Origin of the sequence: Colwellia sp. PAMC 21821 (genome assembly GCF_002077175.1) — a bacterium.
Classification (GTDB): domain Bacteria; phylum Pseudomonadota; class Gammaproteobacteria; order Enterobacterales; family Alteromonadaceae; genus Cognaticolwellia.
On the sequence record NZ_CP014943.1, the window covers coordinates 2,542,443 to 2,567,064 of the forward strand.

Consider the following 24,622-nt stretch of genomic DNA (forward strand, 5'->3'; position numbering starts at 1 on the left):
AACCTGTGCGCTATATGCTATGTGTTTTGGCTAAAAATTTAACCTAATATAAGGTAGCTTTAGTATTTACCCACAAGGTTGATAAACCAGCCTTTATACTCGTAGTCAGTAAGTTTTAAGTCGTCACTAAAATCAGTAAAGTTGTAACCAACACCCACTTTAAAGTGTTTGCCTATATGGCGATCTAATCCTACAAGCCAGCCATTACGCGTTGAGTTATCTTCAACAACTTTTAAGGTACGAAACTCTAGCAATGCATCCCATTGTTTTACGATATGGTAGCGAGTTTGTAATGCAGAGAAGTTAACCGTGCTTTTAAATAATTCGCCAATACCACGACCTGAGCGTAATTCACCGGTTCTGCGACCCAGTTTCGCGGCAAACTCCCATACAGGGTTGTAACGATAAGTGCCTTCTAAAGTATAAATGTCTGACTTTTGATCGGTACCAAAGTTAGTTTGTGCTAAACCTCGTAAATCGTAAAGGTAGGTGTATTTACCTAATAAATTCCAGCGGTTGTTATCAAAAGGACGATAAGCAAATCCGACACTCGCTTCAGTAAATGTGGCATTAGCATCTGGGCTTATTTGGTCTTCAGTATCAGAATAGTTATATTTAGCTGCTACGCGCCATGAGTCGTTCACTAAATAGTTTAAACGGTTAGTGGTTAGCCATTGCGTGCGTTCTTCAGCACCTTGGTCTTCACGGTACTCTAGCTTAGTTTGCCATTGCATATCTTTGTCACGAAAGCCTAACGAAAGACTTGCAGCGTCACGCTCTACGTTGCCAGCAATTAATGTTAGTTCACCGTGTTGTAACGAGCCGCCTAAATTCCAACCTTGGCTGAGCAAGTAATTCACACCAAACACATGCACAAAACCTGATTCATTTTTTTCATTAATGGTTTGGGTTTCATTAAACACGTTCAGGCTGTCTGTAACTCTTGAGCGATGACCAAACGTAAGGCCATTAGTATCGTTCGATGCTAAAAGTGGGCTCGTAGTGTCGGTTGACCAACTATAACGACTGTAGAGGTTGTGATCGCTATTGACTTGGTAATCAATATCAAGCGCTGCAGTATCACCACGATGGCCTGTTGCGTATTCTGCACCTATGCTAGAGCGACTCTCAAGTATGTACTTACCACCTAAGGTGATTAAGTCGTTGTTTTCATAACCGTCGTCAGCATCAATGGTGCCTTGGGCAATACCGTAAAGTTCAAAGCTTGGTGTTAAACGTTGACGATAACCAAGTGCAGCTAATAAACCGGTTTGAGATTGCAGGTTTTGTTGCTCTTTTATTTGTTTAATTTCGGCGCTGATATTACCGCTGTTATCAAGATTTTGTTGCACAAATAAACTGATTTCTTCGCGCGCATTATTACCTGATTCTTGCTTAGTTATGCTAGTGCTGTAATGACCTGTTTGGCTATACTGCCCGCTAACTTCAATGCCTTGTTCGGTAATGTCTTCGGTTAAATCACGGCGAGCAATTGAAAACCCAGCGCCGGTGTTTTTGTGCCATGCCGCTGCGGTCAGTTCTTGCTCGGTGTAACCTAAAGCTTTTAGGTTAGCTCTTGCTTCAAAACTTAATGCATCGCCTGATTTATCATTACCTGTTAGCTCGTCGTCAATAATATTCATTTGCTGGAAGGTTAAACCGCCATTGTCTGAATAAAATATCGGTGCCTGGTTGTTGCGGGTATTGCTGTGCTCAATTTTAATATAGCTACCTTTACCGGCTTGCAATGTTAGGTCGGCACCCGCAAGTTGATAGTCGTTACCTGCACGATTTTCGTCGACATAGCTTAAACCTACGGCAATATGATCGTTAAACCAATGTTTAGCACGGCCACCTGCGGTTAAGTGGTCAGCACTAAAGCCATTAGGTAAGTATTCGTAATCAACTAAAAGCAGTAATTTATTACCGTCGAGAGGTTGGTCACGAATAATGCTGTTTTGACTATCACGCGAGAAACTCAATAATGGGCGCGACAATATTATACGCCCTTGTATTTCATCCACTTGGTAATCAGCGTCGCGGGTTAATTCAATACGGTCAACGGTTAAACCGGTATCTGGGTTTCTAACTTCTATCGCTAATTTGTCAGAGCCCGCTAATATGTCGGTATGTTTTAAGTAATAGATACTACCGCCTGTACCTAAAAATTCACTGTGACCTAACGCGGTTTGCGCTTCTGAGATAAAGGCTTTTAATTGGCTTTTTTCTTGACCATAAGCGTTTGACTCGGTTGATTTCCAGTTCAGCGCCGCGCCGTATAAACTACGATTGTATTGGCTGTATTCTGTGTCGGTCATGCCGGTGTTGTAATTACCCCATAAGGCGAGTGACTTGTCCCAGTCAACACGCACATAAAAACGTCCTTGGGTGTCAACGTCACGCGTGGTGGTTGAGTCGTCACCGTAAACGGGATAATACTTATCAGGGTCTAAACGGCGGAAAATATCGACCGGGTCTTTATCTAAAAAGCCATTAAAGAGTTGTGATAATTCACGCTCTTGGGTATCAGCATGGGCTGTTACCAAATACTTACCTTTGATTTTACCTTTCAAATAAAATGCGAGACGGCCTTCGATAAGCAAGTCGTCATCGTATCTGTCGTCACTTGCAAGAGGCTCTATATTGCCGGTAACTTTGTTTTCACTGATATTAATATCAGCAAGCGCCGCTAAGAACATGTACTTTCCTGTCACATCGACTTTTAAGGGTTTAGTTACTGTGCCTTTTTCACCACTAATGGTTAGGTCAAATACATAGCTGCCGATAGGTAATAAATGTTCGCTGGCAAACTTTCGCTCTAAATCTACTGGGTAGTTTTTGCCATTAATTTCAACATTGTAACCTTCAGGAATATCTTGGCCAAAAATACGAACTCGACTACCTGTAATGGGAATGTTTTGCTTGATCAACTCATTAGCACCAAAGGTCGTGTTTGCAGAACTGGTTGCAGAGGTTATATTGGTCGATGTCACTTGTGCCGTTTCTTGGCTATTGAACTGGCTTTGTGTCGAGCTAGTTGCCTGAAGCGATTGTTGGTTGTTACCTTGGTTAAGGTAAGTACCACTGTCGTACGCCTCAGGTGAAATCAGTTGTATTAGTTTGCTTTGCGTTTCATCCATGTTGCCTTGAGCATCAAAAGCGCGTAATACATAACGTAAACTGTCGCCAGCGATCATATTGCTCAACGTTGAAGGCGTTACTTGCCATGAAATTTCGCCATGGCTGTCAAGATCGGTTAATTCGCTACTAAAGAGTGGCGTAATTAAATCAACATCGTTACCTTTGTAGACCACTAATTCTAGATGTTCTATAAAAGCAGGGTAGTTGGTAAAGTAATTAAACTTGGCGTCGTAATTATTAATACCATCAAACTTTATCGCTTGCGGGGCGCTAATACTTAGCCTAGGTGCAGTAATGGCTGGATCTTCTGTTGCCCAAAAAATACCCCCCAGTGGCATTCTAACCAAAAAGTTGCCACGCACTTGGGTTTTGGCTTGCTTTACTGCGGGTATTTCTTCTCTAGCCTCATGACTAAGGGCTAACTCAACACGGCGATCAGCTGGGTCATTTTTATTACGCGAAGCTTGCTCGCCTTTACTGATAATTTCAACACTAAAGCCCTGAGCCGTTTTACAAGCTGCCGGCGGGCATATAGGTGTTTGTTGCTCAGTTTCAATTGTCGTATCAACCGTGGTGGTTTTTTCTGTATTAGCATAAGTGTTAGTAGCACTAGTAATTAATAGCGCGGTACAGCAATAAGCTAATGAATGACGTTGGATAAAGTTTCTCATTATTTATCCTCCTTCATTGAATTCTCGGTGTCGATTTTTTGTATTTTAATAGTCAGTTTTTCCCAAGCTTGTGCAGGCATTCGTGTTTTTAATTGCTCGAATACGGCTTTCGCACGACGTAAACCTAAGGCAAGGTTGTAATGTTCTACTCCACTACTGTCAGCAAAACCGGTAATGGCTAAATAGCCTTTTTCGGCACTGGCGAGTTGCTCAGCTATGCTATTTAGCAGCGGTTGATATTCTGCTTTTACGGTGCTTTTGTTAGAGTCGAAAAGTATGCTTCCAAGCTTAGTCTCGTTCGCGATATTAATGATCGGTGCAAAGTTGCCATCGACTTCTTCAACTAAGTCGACACTAAAAGCAGGGCGAAGATCTTCACGTATTAACGGCAATAACCATTGATAGGTGTTGTTGGCTCGCTGATAAGCTAGGGCTTGAGTATGCGCTTGGCCAATAATTTGAATTGTGCCGCCTTGATACTGATTAATGGTATCTGACATTTGCGTTAACCAAACTTTATGCTCAGCATTTAACTCAGCACTGCCTTCATTAAACAGTAAATCACCGAGTTTGATTAAGGCGTGTTGCTCACCGCCATCAAATTGTTGCTTGGCCAGTTGAATGGCAAAATCAAAACGCGTGGGTAAACCTTGAGTAATGCGTTTAACTCTTGGGTTTTCACTGACAAAAGTACTTTCTGGCGGCAAGGTGGCTTTATCAACTTTCATATAGAAGTTACGACCACGCGCTAAGTTAGGAACGTCAACAGCTTCTAGATGGAAACGTCCGTGTAAGTCAGTTTCTATATATAAACCTTCAACGGTCGCCACTCTAACACCGGGAATACCAATTTCTTGAATACCGTGGTTTTGTATAATAAGGTCAACTTGATAATGCCCGTTAGCTAACACCGTTATGTTGCGCTCAATGCGTAAGTCTTGTGCAGTCAGGCCTTTTGCCACTTCTCCCGTAGGATTTGATTCGCTATTACCTTGGCTACTCATCGTAATATGAGTACCTTCTGCGGTGGTTAAGACTAAATTATCACTAAAAGCTAAGTCGCGCAGTTGCTGACGAATTATTATTTGATGGTTATTGGCGTTATCAGCTTCACTGCTGCGACCCGTTAAATCACCTAAATCGATACCATGATTAAGTGGCGCGCTTGCATCATCTAATTGGCGTTGGCCATCTGCATTAATGATGAAAGTGCTGTTGGCGACATAACTGCTTTCGCTGATACCGCCTTGAATAAATAACGCTGAGGCATTGGCGCTGTCTTGCCAATTATCGCTGTCTCTATCGTCAAACACTTTGCCTAGAATAGTAACTTCTTCAAAGTCTGGATCTGCACCAACGATAACCGTAGCCGTGGCTTCGTTACCGATAGGCGCACTGCCAAGGTAGGGTGAAACACGGTTAATATGTTTACCACGAGCAACACCGGCACCTACGCGCAGAATATAAATAAACTCAACACTAGACTCTGCCGGTACGTCAATACCTGAAACCGTTAACGGTTGGTTGCTGGTTAATTGCATGGCGCCGTCTGCATCGTTGGTATATGCCGAGTTTTCAACATAAGTAAAACCGGCAGGCAGATAATCAATCAAGGTCAGGTTTTCAACATCAACTTCGCTAATGTTTTCAATTTGAATGCTATAGCGTATTAAGCCACCAATGAGTGTTTGCTTGGTGTTAGCACTCTTGGTTAAGCGGATCATGCTTGGGTTTACACCAATTTTATCAACAGCAATGTGGTTGTTGATCACATCAGGATCACCTTGCGCCAAGGTAAATGCCATGTAATAAGTGGTGTCATCACCTATTGCCGGTGCCATCGCAGAATTCGATAATGCAAATGGGTTTTGAAGACCTGTAGGATCTAGCACTCCTGCTTGTGGCAATATTAGGTTCGAATGGCTTGGCTGATATTCTTCTTCAGGTGCTGTTACTACTAAAGTAAAGGTGTCGTTGTGTTGACACGCAGGATCAGCCCCTAAGAATAATAAGAAGAAGTAGTAACCGTCATCACCGGTAATTTGGTTCTGCTGGTTAGGCAGCAAACAAACATCAGGTAATGCGGTACCGTTACTATCCACCATGGTAACTAAGGTATTAGCAACAGGAATACGAGTAAGAGAGTCGTAAACTACGCCACTTGGGTCAACAGGTACTGGAATATTAACCGATTCATTCGCGGGTATTGACGATGTTGTACTGAAAAAGGTTGTGCCGTTTGGTGTAATAAAGTCAACGGTATAGTCACCTTGTGGTAAATTTTCTATTTGAAAGAATCCGTTTTCATCAGTTACGACGGTTGCGACAATATTACCATTGGTGTCAGTGACTTGTATGGTCCATCCAATAAGTAATGGCTCACCTTCGCTCATCTCATCATTGCGATCACTATCTATCCAAACGGTGCCTTGCAAGCTACCTGCAGGTAATTCAAATGGTGTTGGATCATCAGTACCACCGCTAGTGTTACCTGGGGCGCTGGGGTTGTCGCCACCGGTAGTTGGGTTATTACTTGCGTTAGTACCACTATCAGATAAGTCATTAACTTCTACACCACCTGAAGAGGTACCTAAAGCTTGTGCTTGGTTGGTTATTATACCTTTTGCTTCTTCTGCGCCAGGGTTCAGCTCAAGAGTAAAGCTAATATTAATACTTTGCCCTGGCATTAATCGACCACTAGTTCCATCAAATAAATTAGTTGGGAAATTAGCATTTAAGTTTGGCGTTTCTTCAGCTGTAGAAGCGGTAATTTCTGCGGCTTCACTGATACTCACATAAGCACTACCAAACCTTGAACTAACATCATCAATAAGCTGGATATTAGTTAGCGGAACGTCACCATTGTTTTGAATAACCAAAGCAAATGGCACGTCAAAGTTACCGACACTACCATTTACGGTAGGTACTATTTCACCGCTAACCGTTTTAGCAACACCTATGGCAGGGGCTTCAGTAAAAGTAACTGGCGTTGCATCGTTATCGCTGCCGTCACCATTATCACCAGAAGTATTACTACCATTATCCGAGTCATCATTTACATCTGCGCCACTTGGGCTTTGTGCTGATGCTACAGCCGTATTGTTATATGGACCAAGATTTTCGCCCGGCGTTACAGTCAACTGCAATACAATGGTATCTTTTGCTGCAACAGCAAAGCTTTGGTTGGCTGCAAAAACGTTAGTGTCGCTTTCGCCATCAAAATCAGCATTAACACTTAAGGTGTTTGCGCTGAGTGAATTAACGCTAAAAGTTGCTGGCGCAGGGAAGGTTGCGCGCAAGTCTTCGACAATTTGCACGTTAGTGAGTGAGATATCACCGATATTCTCAACCACTAATTGGTAACTTAAGTTATAACTACCGTCACTATTATTAACAGGCTCAGCGACTAATAATTTAGCAATACCAATGGCAGGTGCTTCAGTAAAGGTAATAGGTGTTGCATCATTAAATCCACCATCTCCGTTATCGCCTTCAGGGTCGACACCGTTATCTGACGTGTCGTTAATACTGCTGCCACTTGGGCTATTACCTGATGCTTGCGCACTGTTGTTATAAGGGCCTAAGTTATCGGCTGGCGTTAACTCAAGCACTAACGTAATAACATCACTCGTCCCTAGTGCCAAGCTTTGGTTCGCTGCTAATAAAGTAGTGTCACTATTACCATTAAAGCTGGTGTTAACCGCGAGAGAAACACTGCTCAATGACGTAATCGTATAGATACTTTGATTTTGGAATGTACTCATCAAATCATCAACAACTTGCACATTATTTAATGCGATATCACCGGTGTTTTTCAGATTGAAAGTATAAGTTAGTGCATAAGTACCATCACCATTATTGCTGACATTGGTCATGGCTTTCGCAACGCCTATGGCTGGCGCTTCGGTAAAGGTTACGGGTGTTGCATCATCATTACCTCCGGCACCATTATCGCCTGAGGTATTACTACCGTTATCCGAGTTGTCAGTTACATCATCACCACTTGGGCTTTGACCTGAGGCTGCGGCAGTATTGTTATATGGTCCTAGATTAGCCCCCGGCGTTACGGTTAATTGCAATAAAATAGTATCTTTTGCTGCCACAGCTAAGCTTTGGTTGGCAGCAAAAACGTTAGTGTCGCCTTCGCCGTCAAAATCAGCATTAACACTTAAAGTATTGGCGCTGAGTGAATTAACGATAAAGGTGGTAGGCGCAGGGAATGTTGCGCGTAAGTCTTCGACAATTTGTACATTACTTAGCGAGATATCACCGATATTTTCTACCACTAACTGGTAACTTAAGTTGTAGCTGCCATCGCTGTTGTTCACAGGCTCTGCAACTAATGCTTTGGCTATGCCAATGGCCGGTGCTTCAGTAAAGGTAAGCGAGGTTGTATCTGCAAAGCCACCATCACCGTTATCGCCAGCCGGATCATTACCATTATCAGACACATCATTGAAAGTATTACCGCTAGGGCTAGTTCCAGAGATGGTGACACTATTATTGTATGGCCCTAAATTATCTGCAGGTGTAATGATAATAGATAGGTCAACAATTGCCGTGCCGTTTGCAGCTAACGTTTGAGAAACCGCTAAAAGGCTGGTGTCGGTATTACCATCAAAGCTACCATTAACATTAAGCTGTGCGCTACTTAAATTAACTACGCTAAAGGCGCTTGCATTAGCGAATATGCTGGCAAGGTTTTCATCGATTTGCACATCGTTAAGTACGATATCACCGGTGTTTTTTGCATTAAACTGATAGTTAACTTGATAGCGACCATCACCCAGATTGTTAATGTTTGATATAGCCTTAGCAATACCTAAAGCAGGTGCCTCGCTAAATGTTACTGGCGTTTTATCAGCATCAGTTGTACCCGCTTCATTATTACCTGAGGTATTAATGCCGTTATCTGATATATCGCTGATATTATTGCCCGCAGGACTTTGTGCGGTCGCTGTTGCGGTATTTTCGTACGGCCCTAAATTTTCCCCTGGCGTAACGGTTAATTGCAGCAAAATAGTATCGCTGGCGGCCACGTCTAGGTTTTGATTCGTGGCAAAAATATTAGTGTCGTTTTCACCATCAAAAGCAGTATTTACACTTAAGCTATTTGCACTCAGCGAAGTAACTGTAAAAGCCGTTGGTGCAGGAAAAGTTAGACGTAAATTTTCAATAACTTGGACATTACTTAGCGTAATATCACCGATATTTTCTACCACTAATTGGTAGCTTAAGTTGTAGCTACCGTCGCTGTTATTTACGGGCTCAGCTACGAGTGATTTCGCTATACCAATGGCTGGCGCTTCAGTGAATGTGTAAATTGTGGGATCATTTTCACCGCCACTGCCGTTATTGGTTATTGGGCTGCTACCATTATCAGAGTCGTCGTTTACAATATTACCGCCTGCACTGTTAGCACTGGCTGTTGCGGTATTACTGTATGGACCTAATGTGGAGCCAGGAGTAACAGTCACTGGTACTAAAATGGTGGCAGAGGTATCAAAGGCAAGATCTTGGCCGGTAGCAAGTAAATTACTGTCGCCTGTATTTAAGCCGTTAAAAGCATTATTCACACCAATATCAGCGCTGCTAATAGTGCCAACCGTAAAGTTAGCACCTGCAAACGTGGTTGATAGTGGCTCTGAAACTTGCACTGAATTAAGCGGTACATCACCATTGTTACGTACAACAATGCTGTAAATAAGGCTATAACTACCATCTTCATTATTGGTTACAGGTCCGCTAATTTCTTTAGCAATACCTATAGCTGGCGTTTCTGTAAAAGTGACAGGTGTTGGAGTGGCTAAACTACCATCGCCATTATCCCCATCGGCATCAGTACCATCATCAGAATCATCACTAATTACTGCACCACTTGGACTTGTGCCATTCACTTTTGCGGTATTATTGTAAGGGCCTAAATTTGTACCCGGCGTAATGGTGACAGTAAGATCGAGTGTGGCAGAAGATGAGGCCAATGCACCAGAAGTTAATGTTTGATTCGCCGCAAGTAAGTTTTTATCACTATCGCCATCAAAGTTCGCATTTATGGTGAAGTTGTTACTGACAATATTATCAACTTGAACCGTTGCAGGTGAAGGATAAGTAACAGTGAAATCTTCAATAATTTGCACCGAGTTCAACTCAATATCACCGTTGTTTTGCACTAGCATTGCGTAGGTTAAGGTATAACTACCGTCATTGTTGTTCACGACTGATGAGCTAATTCTTTTCGCGATACCTATGGCAGGTGATTCATCAAAGTTTACTGTAGTGGCATCATCAGAACCGCCCGCACCGTTGTCACTTTCTGGATCACTACCTGCATCAGATACATCGCTAACGCTTGCACCACTAGGGCTATTACCACTTGCTGTAGCACTGTTGCTATAAGTTGACGTACTACCAGGCGTTACGATGACCTTAACCGAAATCGTTTCTTGAGCGCCAACACTCAAGCTTTGGTTCGCTGCCAGTAAGTTTGTATCCCCATTACCATTAAAGTTACTATTAATGGTCAGTGTACCTGCTGTGCTTTTAGCATCAACCACAAAGATAGCACCACTAAAAGTGGTACTTAAATCGTCTACAACTTGTACATTGGTTAAGTTAATAGCCCCTATATTTTTCACTACCATGTCGTAGGTTAAAGTATATGTGCCGTCACCGTTGTTGGTTGGACCTGCGCTGATACTTTTTGCAACACCAATAGCTGAACCTTCAACAAAAGTAATAGGGGTTGAGTCCGCTAAACCACCAGAGCCATTATCAGTTTCTGGATTGCTACCGTTGTCAGAAATGTCGGTAACACCTGCACCACTTGGGCTGGTCGCACTTGCCGTTGCACTGTTGTTATAGGCGCCTAAGTTATTTCCGGGCGTTACGGTAACGGTTAATGCGATTGTTTCGCTGGCGCCAACGGCTAAGTTTTGGCTTGGCGCTAATAAGTTTTTATCGCTATTGCCATTAAATGCATTGTTGATGGTGAGCGTACCGGCGGTGCTTTTAGCATCAACCACAAATGTTGCACCGCTAAAGGTAGTATTTAAATCGTCTTCGACTTGAACATTGCTTAAGTTAATAGCACCTGTATTTTTCACGACCACGTTATAGGTTAAGGTATATGTGCCATCACCATTGTTGGTAGGGGTTGCACTGATAGCTTTTGCTACACCAATAGCTGGGTTTTCAACAAAGGTTACTGGCGTTTTGTCAGCCAAACCACCCGAATCATTATTGGTTTCTGGGTTTGTACCATTATCAGAATCATCAGTAACACTTTCACCACCTGGACTTTGTGCTGAAGCAACCGCCTGGTTTTCGTAATTCCCTAAGGTAGTGCCCGGCGTAACAGTAACGGTTAGGCTAATGGTTTCACTGGCACCCACGACTAAATTTTGACTCGAATCTAATAAATTTTTATCCGTATTGCCATCATAGGTACTATTAATCGTAAGTGTACCTGCGGTGCTTTTAGCATCAACCACATAGCTAGCACCACTGAATGTGGTATTTAAATCATCGACGATCTGCACATTATTCAGCGTAATATCGCCGGTGTTTTTCACCACAATTGAGTAAGTCAGGCTATGTGTACCATCACCATTATTGGTTGGGCCTGCGCTGATAGCTTTAGCTACACCAATATCAGGGGCTTCAGTAAAAGTTACTGGCGTTGGATCATCAACACCGCCACTATTATTATTGGTTTCTGGGTCAGTACCATTGTCAGATATATCGTTAGCAGTTGTGCCACCAGGGCTAGTACCGCTTGCAGTAGCATTATTGCTATAACTTAAAGTAGTACCCGGAGTTACGGTAACGGTGAATGTTATTGTTTTGCTCTCGCCAATGGCTAAATTTTGGTTTGGTGCTAATAAGTTTGTATCATTCCCGCCATTATAATTATTGTTTATGCTGAGGCCATTTTCTGCACTTTTAGCATCTACTACATAATTCCCGGCACCAAACATGGCTGTTAAATCATCGACTACCTGTACATTAGCTAAAGCTGTTTTACCGGTGTTTTTTATGACCATTGTGTAGGTTAACGTATGCGTTCCGTCACCGTTGTTGGTTGGACCATCGCTGACCGTATTCGCAATATTAACCTTTGGTGATTCGACAAAGGTAATGGGGGTAGGATCTGCTAGCCCACCGCTGCCGTTATCAGTTTCTGTGTTTGTGCCGTTATCAGAAGTGTCGCTCGCAATACCATTTGGGCTGTTTGCATTGGTAGTCGCGCTGTTGTTATAAGTTAAGGTAGTACCAGGGCTGACGGTGACTTGTAAGTTAATGATACCGCTAGCACCGACAATTAAACTCTGGCTGGCAGCTAAAAGGTTGGTGTCAGTGTCGCCGTTGTAGCTGTTATTTATGGTGAAATCAGTACTCGTTGGTGTGCTTACACTAAAGCTATCAGCGCTGGCAAAAATAGTAGATAAATTATCAACTACTTGTAGATCAGTTAGATTTACGTCACCGGTATTTTTCACAGCAAATTGGTAATTAAACGTAAATGTACCGTCGCCATTATCAACTACTGGTCCATTAACTGACTTTGCTAAGCCTAATGCAGGGTCAACAGCAAAAGTGACTGGCGTTGGGCTAGCATCATTACTTGGACCGTCATTGGCTGGATCTGGGTCGCTGCCATTAACGGAATTATCACTAGCGGTATTCGTCACATCACGGGCACTTTCGGCATTTGTAACAGCACTGTTATTAAAGGTACCAAGATCGTTGCCCGGACTTACCGTAACAGCAATATCTACCGTTTTTGTAACGCCAATTGCGAGTGTCGAAGACGTCGTATTATTGATTAATGTTTTATTGGTAATGCCATCAAAGCTGCTATCAACCGTAAAGTCGGTACTGGTAATTGAGGTAACATCTATATCACTTGAAGCAATAGGGCTGAAAGTAGCCGCAAGATCATCGGTAAGCTGAATGTTAGTTAAAGATACATCGCCGCTATTTTCCACATAAAAACGATAAACAAGATCAAAGGTACCGTCAGCAGGATCAAAGGTATTGCTGATTAACTCTTTTGCTACGCCAATAACCGGTGTTGATGTTGTTGTTGCTACGCTCATTGCGGTTTGTGTGCGGTAATTATTTAAAGGTGCGCTTGTAGAAGTAACAGGATTGTTGCCTGTGCCGGTTGTAATATCGGCAAAGTTACGTACGTTTTCAGCTGCCGCACCCGTTTGTTGTCCGGCATAATCAATATCGGTATTCGCTGTTAAGGTTGAACCGGGTTTAACAGAAGCTTGTAAGTTGGTATCAAAGGTTATCGTTAATGTTGCCGCAGGGTCCATGGCAAAAGTGCGGTTAATACTCAGCAGGTTACTGTCTGCGCCACTAACGGTAAAGTCAGTTGCACTTATTGTGGTTGTTAGATCTGTATTATCAACTACACTGCCAGTGCTTAAAACATCCAATGAGGTAATGTTTTCAACGCCATCAGGTAATTGAATTTGCCAGTTGCCGCTGTCACCATCTTGAATTTGAAATGCTTGAGCTAAACCGTCGTTTGTTAGTACTAAAGTCCATTTAAACGTTGGTGTTTCATCGGTACGGTTATCAACGGTGCTAGGTGTTGTTGCACTGGTCAGTGATAGTTTTGGCTCAACGACTTTAGCTAGTATATTACTCGAAACCGAGTTTTGTACGGTACTTAATAATACTTCAAATTGATTTGATAATATTACATTTTGTTGGTTTGATAATTGGTTTTTAACCAAAGCAGAAAACTCAATAACAATATATTCAGTATCGCCATCAGCATCACTGTTTGTTACGTTACCTATATCAAAATCAACAGAATTTTCTGATGTGCCTAATGTAGGAGTTATTACACAGTTGGGAGTTACAGTATTTTCAGGATCTGGTTGAGCAGATGCTCCCGTACATAGACCAGCACCTAAACTTGACGTTAAATTTCCGTCGCTAACTAATGCAATAAAAGCGCTACTAGGGACATAATCAAGACCTGCAGGTAAATTATCTCTGATAATAAAGTTGTCAGCGGATCCTTCTGGTACGGAAACCACTAAACGATATTTAATCTCTTCACCAACTGAAAGTAGTCGTTCTGAACCGCTCGCACCTGAACCTGCTTCACTGGTATGAGTGAAATTAGTGCTAACAATAGATTTTACTGAGGTGGTTAATTCAACCGTAACGGTTGCAGAAGCGGTAGTTTGATAGCTTTTTTCAGTGCCTGGACTTGAGTCGGATAAAGTACTACCAGCCCCTTGTAAACTGGTCCATTTCAAGGTCGCGTTGTTGGTAATATCTTGACCTGGTGAAGCTGCAGTTGAAACATTCGCTTCATAAGTAAACACACAGCTTTGATTGGCTGCTAGTTTATCAATAGTGAGTTTAATACCTTGGTTAGCTGTATCAGTATCGTCAAAACTTTTGGTCCCTGCTGCACAGGCTCCATATGCTGCGCTATTGGTTTTATAAATTAATTCTTGGGGTAAAATATCATCTAAGGTAATATCAAAAGCACTCGCGTCAGCACTTGCCGGAGCGGTAATGGTTAATGTGTAAGTTATAGCGTCTCCGGCATCACCACCTGCGTTACCCGCGCTTTTGTCTAGGGTTAATGTCGGGTCTACACGCTTTAAGTTTAGTGCGGATGAAGTATAAGTACCTGTGCTGTCAGTATATGTAGCGCTATTGTCAAAAGTGTCATTGCCTGCATCGACTTTAACAGCATTAATTTCAAGTACGATATACTCTACATCAGCGTCATCATCGCTATTGGTTACTGTGCCTAAATCAAAACTAGGATCATCACCTGCAGTAAAAGAGCCTGCAGCAATATCACAATCAGGCGTGGCACTAGCACTTGCTAATGTATATGGACAAACACCAGTACCTGGGTCTGTTGCAATACTTGAGCTTAAGCCAGGCCCAACAAAACCAATTTTCGCACTACCATCATTTTGATAAATTAGCTCAGGTGGTAATAAATCTGTTAGGTTGACTGTGCTGTGAACACCTTCAGGTATAGCGGAAACAATATGAAAACGTGCTATTTCACCAATGGCTAACTCATTAGCGGTACTATCCACTTCTGATGTAGCAACTAATGTTTTATCAACACTAGGGCTGATACTAGTTACTGTAATTATACTTTCTCGTACAGGGAAAGCAGCTTTACCTTCACCGGCGGCAAAGGTCATTTGAGCAGTGTTGACTATGTCAGTATTAGCGGCAATATTGCTATTAACATTACAAGAAAATGTCAAGGTTGCGACAGCTGCTGCAGCTAAACTTCCTTCATTAACTGATGTATCGCTAAGTATAAGACCATTAACTAGATCTCCTGAAAAAGCACCACTACCTCCAGCTCCAACCAATACAGGGGTAGTACAAGATGCTGAGTCAAGCGCACTGCCAAACACATCAGTTACTGTTACATCAAAAGCATCAGCTCCACCGATGTTTTCTAACGTTATTTTATAGTCAATTGGATCACCAGCATCTAAATCTGTCGTATCACTGGTAATCTCTTTTGTTACTGTAACATCAGGCGCTCGAACCGTTATTTGTGTCACTGTGTTATTTTTTGCGTTATCAACGGCGGTATTATTGGTTTCGGCGTTTAATAAGTTAGCCAGGCTTAAACCATCAGCATAAGGCTGGTTGCTAGCAACCGCATAAACATTGACAACAATATTCCTTGAATTCGCGGTACCAGTATTAATGTTGCCAAAGTCAATGTTAATACTGTTTGAACCGCCATCGCGGGTAACAGTAAAGTCACCATTATATTCAGACGAGGCATCATATTCTATAAAGTTACCCGCAGCAGCTGACCCAGGATAAGCGCTTGAACTTGTTTGTGTTGCTGCTGGAAAATCTGTAGCGGTAAATACGGGAAGGGGTAATACATCGGTCAGTATAACGTTGTTTGCATCACCTGAGGGTATTGTCATCGTTAGCTGAAAATGTACAACATCACCAGGCTTCACCGTGCTTGAGCTGATAGTACTTTTGCTGATAGTAACATCATCAATGGTCACCGAGGCACTAGAGCCTTCAGTACAATTTTGTGCTCCGCTAGCATCACTAAGGCCGTAAGTTGCGGTAACGCTATTGTTGATAGTGTCACGCGTCAGTATGGGGTCGCCATTGTCATAACTTTGATCAATAACCGCGGTATAGGTTATTGTACCGTTTTCAGCTGGGCCGATTTCACCTCCAGCATCGGTAATAGCCTTTAATATATTTGCATTTTCAAAAGTTGATGAAGTACCAGGAACTAAATAAGGAACTGCTAATGTAGTAGTAGCACTTACGGCACCATTATGTACAATTGATAACTGAATTTCATTACTACCAAGATCACTGTAACTAATACCATCCTCTAGAATATCAGTTACGGTAAAGGCACTAATACCATCAATATACTCAGAAGTTTGATAGGCGTATGTATAAGTAATAGTAGAGCCAGGCGTACCACTCCCGCTAGCACTTTTTCTTAACACCAAATGCTTTGCAGAGTTAATTGCAGAATCGCTATTACAAGTCATAGCGTTTAAGGTATCGGTAATATACACATCGAATTCTGCGCGGATATCCTCAGAAATGCCATTTGTACCCGTTTCTGATGTACACGTTATATTAATATCAACTGCATTGCCTACACCGGTATCAGATTCTAGGGTCGCCTCGTCTGGCGAAATACTACAAGTCGTAGCGCCCACAATATTTAAAGGACCAACGTACTTAACATTGCCTGGTAGCGTAATTGTTGGAAAAGTTACTGGCGCGACTGTAGCGGTTGAAGCAATATCCGCAATTGCAACAATCGGATACTTCCATGCTGGACCCGGTGGATTTTCACCTTCTGGTTGTGTGTCTGATATCGAATATTTAATTACCGTGGGCGTAAAGTTATTGGTATCAGCAGTACCAACGATAGTGTCTTCGCCTTTTGTACCCGTGGCTGTATCGCCAAATTGGAAGCCTGGTACTATGCCGATGGCATTAGTTTGTAATATATTGGGTTTGGCATTTAAATTGACATTAAGACAAACCTCTACATCTAAAGGCTCCTGAGTACCTGAAACAGAACCAACAGGTATAGTAAGGGCAACTAAACTTCCACCCTCAGTTCCGGTAAAAGCTGAGCCAGAAATAGGATCGTTTAAGGTACCAGTCGCTGTATAGGTTTGGTTAGACACTAGTTCTAAATCAAGACCACTAAAAGTAGCTGACTGATAGGTTATCTTCTGCTAACTGCAGCAAATAATAAGGGCCATAGCCGATATCTGCTGACCCATTGGTAAAATTAGCGTTAAAACAGAATTGCTCACCAATAAATGATTCAGCAGGAGACGAATTAGCTACAGTAGGCAGTGATGCAGCAAAAACTGAGGGAACACTGATTAAGAAAAGAAAGATTACTTTGGATAATAGCTGAAAAATTTTATTAGGCATTGCATTCCCATAGACAGGTTATAATTATTAGTTGTTGAACTTCCATGTTGAAACACTTTTTAACACTTTATTTCAAATTGATATTTTTGTCACTACTTTTTAATAAAAAAACAATATAAATCAATGCGTAAAAGTAATATAAGTACTTTAAAAGGTGATGTAGATAATATTCTACATTTTCGGTTGTAGCATGAAATATTGATAGTAAGTGGAATAGACTAGTGTTAAGAAAACAAGTAGTCAGAGTATTTAAGGAAAATATAGCAGAATCAGTATCAGTATCAGTAATGATGCACCAGATATAAAAATGCCGCTCAATTTTAAGTGAGCGGCATTAACAATGATTTAAGGCTTGGTGGTGCTAGATAATAGTCAAAAAGTTATTCAACAACCTGTTCTGGTCGTTCTTTTGCTTCTCGAACTTTTAAAGTTCTTTGTTGAAACTCACTGTCATTTAAAGACGCAACAGCTTGTTCAGCATCGCCTGCTGATATTTCAACGAAACCAAAGCCGCGTCTTTTTCCAGTATGTTTATCTTTCATCAATCTTACAGACTGAACTTGACCATACTCAGAGAATAATTCTCTTACTGCTGCTTCATTGGCTCTATACGGTAAGTTACCAACGTAGAGTGTACTGATGCTTGTGTCTGCTTCTTGTGCATTTGTTTCGGCTTTTCCAACTAAGGGCGCGATAAATGCACAAACAAAAGCAACAACTGCAACGCTCATACTGGTAAGTTCAAATACAGTACTGTTAGCTAAAAAGTAAATAGCGACAGAAAATACTAACGCAACAATTAGCGTTAATGCTTGGGGAGACTTCATAATGGATACCTAATTATTATTTTATAAAAAACTTAAATTGCAATTCTATGTTACCCACCTTTTGGTAATGTGCAAGAATAAGTGTGATTTTTATGCAATTTATTCAGGTAAGTATCTTTTGGGGTGTCCAATTGTAAAAAGGTGCGTTATGTGAGTTCCTGATAAAGTTGCTACTCTATATAGTACTTATAAATCTCTTTGTTTTACATAATCTGACGTTCACCATGATTTTCGCCTAATAACTTACTTTTTAGCACAATAGGGTAAATCGAATTTGAAGCTATACTTGAATGTCGATTAAGTCTTTAACACATCAGGTGACTTTCGTTTATTCACTATATAAAGGGGAGCCACTTAGTTAATATTGATATTAATGCAAATGCGCCCATATAAAGCCTAATTTGAGAGAATGAAAGTTATAAGCCAGCCACCAATCGACATTAAATTCAGTACAGGTAAGTAACTAAGCGCATGTGCTGAATGCTATTTAAACGGCTATAGCTCAATAAAAATGCTACCTGTGCAAATAAAAAGCAAACAAACATCTTTTCGCAATTTAATTGCATTTAGGTGTTGACGTGAGGCGAGAAATCTCTAAAATGCGCTCCAGTTCCAAGGGGTAACCCCAACGGGCTCTTTTAATAAGTTATCTAACGCGGTTTAGGCCGAATTGGTTAACGTAATGTTTTAAAGTAGGGTTTTGAATCTTCTGAAAAGAAAGTTTAAAAAAACGAAATAAAACGTTGACATTAAAACTGAGTTGCGTAGAATGCGCATCTCGCTTCAGGCAAGGCCTGCAGCAACGAAGCAAAGCGAATGAGATTTTGTTTCGGTTAGTTTTTTACTTCGAGTTTAAACTAACGTTCTTTAACAATTAGTTATCATGCAATTTGTGTGGACACTCACATTAACGTTGATTTTACATAGTTACCTATTTCTTCGGAAAGAACGTAACAAAAAAACAGCTTAATATGATGTCACACAAAAAATAAGTATCATTTAGGTCTTCGGATTTAAATTATACGTTTTATGTAGTTTTTATCTTCTTTAGTCGGATAGGTAAGAACACGACAGAATTCATTGAGCAGATGTCTTTTCTTGGTTCACTTCGGTGAGTTAAGGTGAGCATCACAAACGATTTTTAATTGAAGAGTTTGATCATGGCTCAGATTGAACGCTGGCGGCAGGCTTAACACATGCAAGTCGAGCGGTAACAGAGATAGCTTGCTATCTGCTGACGAGCGGCGGACGGGTGAGTAATGCTTGGGAATATGCCTTTGAGTGGGGGACAACAGTTGGAAACGACTGCTAATACCGCATAACGTCTACGGACCAAAGGGGGGGATGCTTCGGCACCTCTCGCTCATTGATTAGCCCAAGTGAGATTAGCTAGTTGGTAAGGTAATGGCTTACCAAGGCGACGATCTCTAGCTGGTTTGAGAGGATGATCAGCCACACTGGGACTGAGACACGGCCCAGACTCCTACGGGAGGCAGCAGTGGGGAATATTGCACAATGGGCGAAAGCCTGATGCAGCCATGCCGCGTGTGTGAAGAAGGCCTTCGGGTTGTAAAGCACTTTCAGCGAGGAGGAAAGGTTAGTAGTTAATAACTGCTAGCTGTGACGTTACTCGCAGAAGAAGCACCGGCTAACTTCGTGCCAGCAGCCGCGGTAATACGAGGGGTGCAAGCGTTAATCGGAATTACTGGGCGTAAAGCGTGCGTAGGTGGTTTGTTAAGCAAGATGTGAAAGCCCTGGGCTCAACCTGGGAACTGCATTTTGAACTGGCAAGCTAGAGTTTTGTAGAGGGTAGTGGAATTTCCAGTGTAGCGGTGAAATGCGTAGAGATTGGAAGGAACATCAGTGGCGAAGGCGGCTACCTGGACAAAGACTGACACTGAGGCACGAAAGCGTGGGGAGCAAACAGGATTAGATACCCTGGTAGTCCACGCCGTAAACGATGTCAACTAGCCGTCTGTAGACTTGATCTGTGGGTGGCGTAGCTAACGCGCTAAGTTGACCGCCTGGGGAGTACGGCCGCAAGGTTAAAACTCAAATGAATTGACGGGGGCCCGCACAAGCGGTGGAGCATGTGGTTTAATTCGATGCAACGCGAAGAACCTTACCATCCCTTGACATCCAGAGAAGAGACTAGAGATAGACTTGTGCCTTCGGGAACTCTGTGACAGGTGCTGCATGGCTGTCGTCAGCTCGTGTTGTGAAATGTTGGGTTAAGTCCCGCAACGAGCGCAACCCCTATCCTTATTTGCCAGCGAGTTATGTCGGGAACTCTAAGGAGACTGCCGGTGATAAACCGGAGGAAGGTGGGGACGACGTCAAGTCATCATGGCCCTTACGGGATGGGCTACACACGTGCTACAATGGCAAGTACAGAGGGCAGCAATACCGCGAGGTGGAGCGAATCCCACAAAGCTTGTCGTAGTCCGGATTGGAGTCTGCAACTCGACTCCATGAAGTCGGAATCGCTAGTAATCGTAGATCAGAATGCTACGGTGAATACGTTCCCGGGCCTTGTACACACCGCCCGTCACACCATGGGAGTGGGTTGCAAAAGAAGTGGCTAGTTTAACCCTTCGGGGAGGACGGTCACCACTTTGTGATTCATGACTGGGGTGAAGTCGTAACAAGGTAACCCTAGGGGAACCTGGGGTTGGATCACCTCCTTATCTTGAAGTAAAACAGCTTAATGAGAACCTCGGTTCTACGAGTGTTCACACAAATTACATGATAACGAATTAGAAGAAGTCCAAACATCTAAGCTTCGGACAACAATTCTTGAAAGAGAAATAGGTCTGTAGCTCAGCTGGTTAGAGCGCACCCCTGATAAGGGTGAGGTCGGCAGTTCAAGTCTGCCCAGACCTACCAATTTACGCTTTTTACGGCGTTGGAATGATACTCGTGTAGAAAAGCCTACACTTCGCATCCTTCCGCCTTGTAAAAAACGTAAATCTGAAGTTTTAATCTGATGTTTCCCATTCGGGGCTATAGCTCAGCTGGGAGAGCGCCTGCCTTGCACGCAGGAGGTCAGCAGTTCGATCCTGCTTAGCTCCACCACTTCTTCAAAAGAATTGAATGACCAAACTTAAGGTATCCTTCTCGAATGAGAGTGATAAGTTAAGTTTGGTTTTTTAAACCAAGATTTATACCGAATGCGTGTATAAGTTTAGTTCTTTAACAATCTGGAAAGCTGATATAAATACCGGTATTTATATGGCAAACACGGTGTCGCGCTGTTGTTTGCAAATTATAAATACCAAGCTGTTATTAATAGGAATATCGCCTGTTAATAATGGTGATTACGGTCCTCCTCGGAAACGTAATCAACCCGGTAGTAAGTTTTTACTTTTACGAGTTAAATTTGTTACCACTCTTATTCAAGACACACTTTGTGTGCGTGAAAATGTCAGACTTTACAATTGCTGTGGATTAGTCTCCGCGGTGTACCAAATAGGAAACTACTTGGGGTTGTATGGTTAAGTGACTAAGCGTATGTGGTGGATGCCTTGGCAGTTAGAGGCGATGAAGGACGTGTTAATCTGCGAAAAGCTTTGGTGAGGTGATAAAAACCGTTATAGCCAAAGATATCCGAATGGGGAAACCCACCCAACGTAAGTTGGGTATCATTAAGTGAATACATAGCTTAATGAGGCGAACCGGGAGAACTGAAACATCTAAGTACCCCGAGGAAAAGAAATCAACCGAGATTTCCTTAGTAGCGGCGAGCGAACGGGAATTAGCCCTTAAGTGGTTTGTAAGTTAGTGGAATCTACTGGAAAGTAGAGCGATACAGGGTGATAGCCCCGTACACGAAAATAAACTTATCATGAAATCGAGTAGGTCGGCACACGTGAAACGTTGACTGAACATGGGGGGACCATCCTCCAAGGCTAAATACTCCTAACTGACCGATAGTGAACCAGTACCGTGAGGGAAAGGCGAAAAGAACCCCTGTGAGGGGAGTGAAATAGAACCTGAAACCGCATACGTACAAGCAGTGAGAGCTAGATTTAGTCTAGTGATTGCGTACCTTTTGTATAATGGGTCAGCGACTTATATTCTGTAGCAAGGTTAACCGAATAGGGGAGCCGTAGCGAAAGCGAGTGTTAACTGCGCGTTTAGTTGCAGGGTATAGACCCGAAACCCGGCGATCTACCCATGGGCAGGTTGAAGGTTGAGTAACATCAACTGGAGGACCGAACACACGTATGTTGAAAAATGCGGTGATGACTTGTGGGTCGGAGTGAAAGGCTAATCAAGCCGGGAGATAGCTGGTTCTCCCCGAAATCTATTTAGGTAGAGCCTCGCACGAACACCATTGGGGGTAGAGCACTGTTAAGGCTAGGGGGTCATCCCGACTTACCAACCCTTTGCAAACTCCGAATACCAATGAGTGATATGCGGGAGACACACTACGGGTGCTAACGTCCGTTGTGAAGAGGGAAACAACCCAGACCGCCAGCTAAGGTCCCAAAGTACTAGTTAAGTGGGAAACGATGTGGAAAGGCATAGACAGCTAGGAGGTTGGCTTAGAAGCAGCCATCCTTTAAAGAAAGCGTAATAGCTCACTAGTCGAGTCGGTCTGCGCGGAAGATGTAACGGGGCTAAACTAGTCACCGAAGCTGCGGATTTGAACTTAGGTTCAAGTGGTAGGGGAGCGTTCTGTAAGCCGTTGAAGGTGAGTTGTAAAGCTTGCTGGAGGTATCAGAAGTGCGAATGCTGACATGAGTAACGATAAGGGGAGTGAAAAACTCCCCCGCCGAAAGACCAAGGTTTCCTGTCCCATGTTAATCAGGGCAGGGTAAGTCGGCCCCTAAGGCGAGGCGGAAACGCGTAGTCGATGGGAAACAGATTAATATTTCTGTACTTCTATATATTGCGAAGGAGGGACGGAGTAGGCTAGGTGAGCACGGCGTTGGTAGTCCGTGTGAAAGTACGTAGGCGGTTATCTTAGGTAAATCCGGGATTTCATTTAAACGCTGAGATACGAGACGAGACTCTACGGAGTTGAAGTCATTGATGCCATGCTTCCAGGAAAAGCTTCTAAGCTTCAGATATATAGGAACCGTACCCCAAACCGACACAGGTGGTTAGGTAGAGAATACTAAGGCGCTTGAGAGAACTCGGGTGAAGGAACTAGGCAAAATAGTACCGTAACTTCGGGAGAAGGTACGCTCTCTAATGTGAAGCCCTTGCGGCGTAAGCATCGGAGAGTCGAAGTAACCAGGTGGCTGGAACTGTTTATTAAAAACACAGCACTGTGCAAAATCGAAAGATGACGTATACGGTGTGACGCCTGCCCGGTGCCGGAAGGTTAATTGATTGGGTTATCTTCGGAGAAGCTCATGATCGAAGCCCCGGTAAACGGCGGCCGTAACTATAACGGTCCTAAGGTAGCGAAATTCCTTGTCGGGTAAGTTCCGACCTGCACGAATGGCGTAATCATGGCCACACTGTCTCCACCCGAGACTCAGTGAAATTGAAATTGCGGTTAAGATGCCGTATACCCGCGGCTAGACGGAAAGACCCCGTGAACCTTTACTATAGCTTGACAGTGAACATTGCTCCTACATGTGTAGGATAGGTGGGAGGCGTTGAAACTTTGTCGCTAGATGAAGTGGAGCCAACCTTGAAATACCACCCTTGTATGCGTGATGTTCTAACCTAGGGCCCTTATCGGGCTTGGGGACACTGTCTGGTGGGTAGTTTGACTGGGGCGGTCTCCTCCTAAAGAGTAACGGAGGAGCACGAAGGTTGGCTAAGTACGGTCGGACATCGTACGGTTAGTGCAATGGCATAAGCCAGCTTAACTGCGAGACAGACACGTCGAGCAGGTACGAAAGTAGGTCATAGTGATCCGGTGGTTCTGTATGGAAGGGCCATCGCTCAACGGATAAAAGGTACTCCGGGGATAACAGGCTGATACCGCCCAAGAGTTCATATCGACGGCGGTGTTTGGCACCTCGATGTCGGCTCATCACATCCTGGGGCTGAAGTCGGTCCCAAGGGTATGGCTGTTCGCCATTTAAAGTGGTACGCGAGCTGGGTTTAGAACGTCGTGAGACAGTTCGGTCCCTATCTGCCGTGGGCGTTTGAGAATTGAAGAGGGCTGCTCCTAGTACGAGAGGACCGGAGTGGACGAACCGCTGGTGTTCGGGTTGTTATGCCAATAGCATTGCCCGGTAGCTACGTTCGGAACTGATAACCGCTGAAAGCATCTAAGCGGGAAGCAGGCTTTGAGATGAGTTCTCACTGGAGCTTTAAGCTCCCTAAAGGGTCGTTGGAGACTACAACGTTGATAGGTTGGGTGTGGAAGTGCTGCGAGGCATTGAGCTAACCAATACTAATTACCCGTGAGGCTTAACCATACAACACCCAAGTGGTTTTAAGTTGTATGAAGTTTGACAAAAGTGTAGGAATACACACATCACGCATGACAATTGTGTGAATAAGAGATTAAGAACAAACGGTATTTACAGCTTTCTAAGATTATTAATTGTT

At 43.1% G+C, this 24,622-nt stretch carries 4 protein-coding genes, 2 tRNA genes and 2 rRNA genes; 4 read left to right on the forward strand and 4 right to left on the reverse strand.

What is annotated here, in order from left to right:
* Positions 1 to 59: 59 nt before the first annotated feature.
* The 4 genes from A3Q33_RS10970 to A3Q33_RS10985 all read right to left on the reverse strand — a co-directional run bounded on the left by A3Q33_RS10970 (position 60) and on the right by A3Q33_RS10985 (position 18,103).
* Positions 60 to 3,812, reverse strand: coding sequence for a TonB-dependent receptor (locus A3Q33_RS10970; RefSeq protein WP_081179973.1), 3,753 nt, complete (start codon positions 3,810 to 3,812; stop codon positions 60 to 62).
* On the reverse strand, positions 3,812 to 17,020 hold the full coding sequence (locus A3Q33_RS10975) for an OmpA family protein (RefSeq protein ID WP_081179974.1): 13,209 nt from the start codon (positions 17,018 to 17,020) through the stop codon (positions 3,812 to 3,814). The genes A3Q33_RS10970 and A3Q33_RS10975 overlap by 1 nt, the downstream gene beginning before the upstream one ends.
* 19 nt (positions 17,021 to 17,039) lie before the next feature.
* The gene (locus tag A3Q33_RS10980) at positions 17,040 to 17,276 is read right to left on the reverse strand and encodes a hypothetical protein (RefSeq protein ID WP_081179975.1); all 237 of its coding nucleotides are present in this window, start codon (positions 17,274 to 17,276) and stop codon (positions 17,040 to 17,042) included.
* A 380-nt stretch (positions 17,277 to 17,656) separates the two neighbouring features.
* The gene (locus tag A3Q33_RS10985) at positions 17,657 to 18,103 is read right to left on the reverse strand and encodes an RNA recognition motif domain-containing protein (RefSeq protein WP_081179976.1); all 447 of its coding nucleotides are present in this window, start codon (positions 18,101 to 18,103) and stop codon (positions 17,657 to 17,659) included.
* Between the two features lie 1,142 nt (positions 18,104 to 19,245).
* Here A3Q33_RS10985 and A3Q33_RS10990 point away from each other — a divergent pair.
* From A3Q33_RS10990 to A3Q33_RS11005, 4 genes are all read left to right on the forward strand, one after another.
* Positions 19,246 to 20,790, forward strand: a 16S ribosomal RNA gene (locus tag A3Q33_RS10990).
* Between the two features lie 122 nt (positions 20,791 to 20,912).
* Positions 20,913 to 20,989: transfer RNA gene (locus A3Q33_RS10995), tRNA-Ile, on the forward strand.
* A 113-nt stretch (positions 20,990 to 21,102) separates the two neighbouring features.
* Positions 21,103 to 21,178: transfer RNA gene (locus tag A3Q33_RS11000), tRNA-Ala, on the forward strand.
* 417 nt (positions 21,179 to 21,595) lie between these two features.
* Positions 21,596 to 24,489, forward strand: a 23S ribosomal RNA gene (locus A3Q33_RS11005).
* The 16S and 23S rRNA genes sit together here with 2 tRNA genes alongside, the layout of an rRNA operon.
* The last annotated feature ends 133 nt before the right edge of the window (positions 24,490 to 24,622 follow it).

Excerpts from the sequence above, each read along its gene's own strand:
- A3Q33_RS10970 (WP_081179973.1), bottom strand. The coding sequence starts at position 3,812 with ATGAGAAACTTTATCCAACGTCATTCATTAGCTTATTGCTGTACCGCG.
- A3Q33_RS10980 (WP_081179975.1), bottom strand. The coding sequence starts at position 17,276 with ATGCCTAATAAAATTTTTCAGCTATTATCCAAAGTAATCTTTCTTTTC.
- A3Q33_RS10985 (WP_081179976.1), bottom strand. The coding sequence starts at position 18,103 with ATGAAGTCTCCCCAAGCATTAACGCTAATTGTTGCGTTAGTATTTTCT.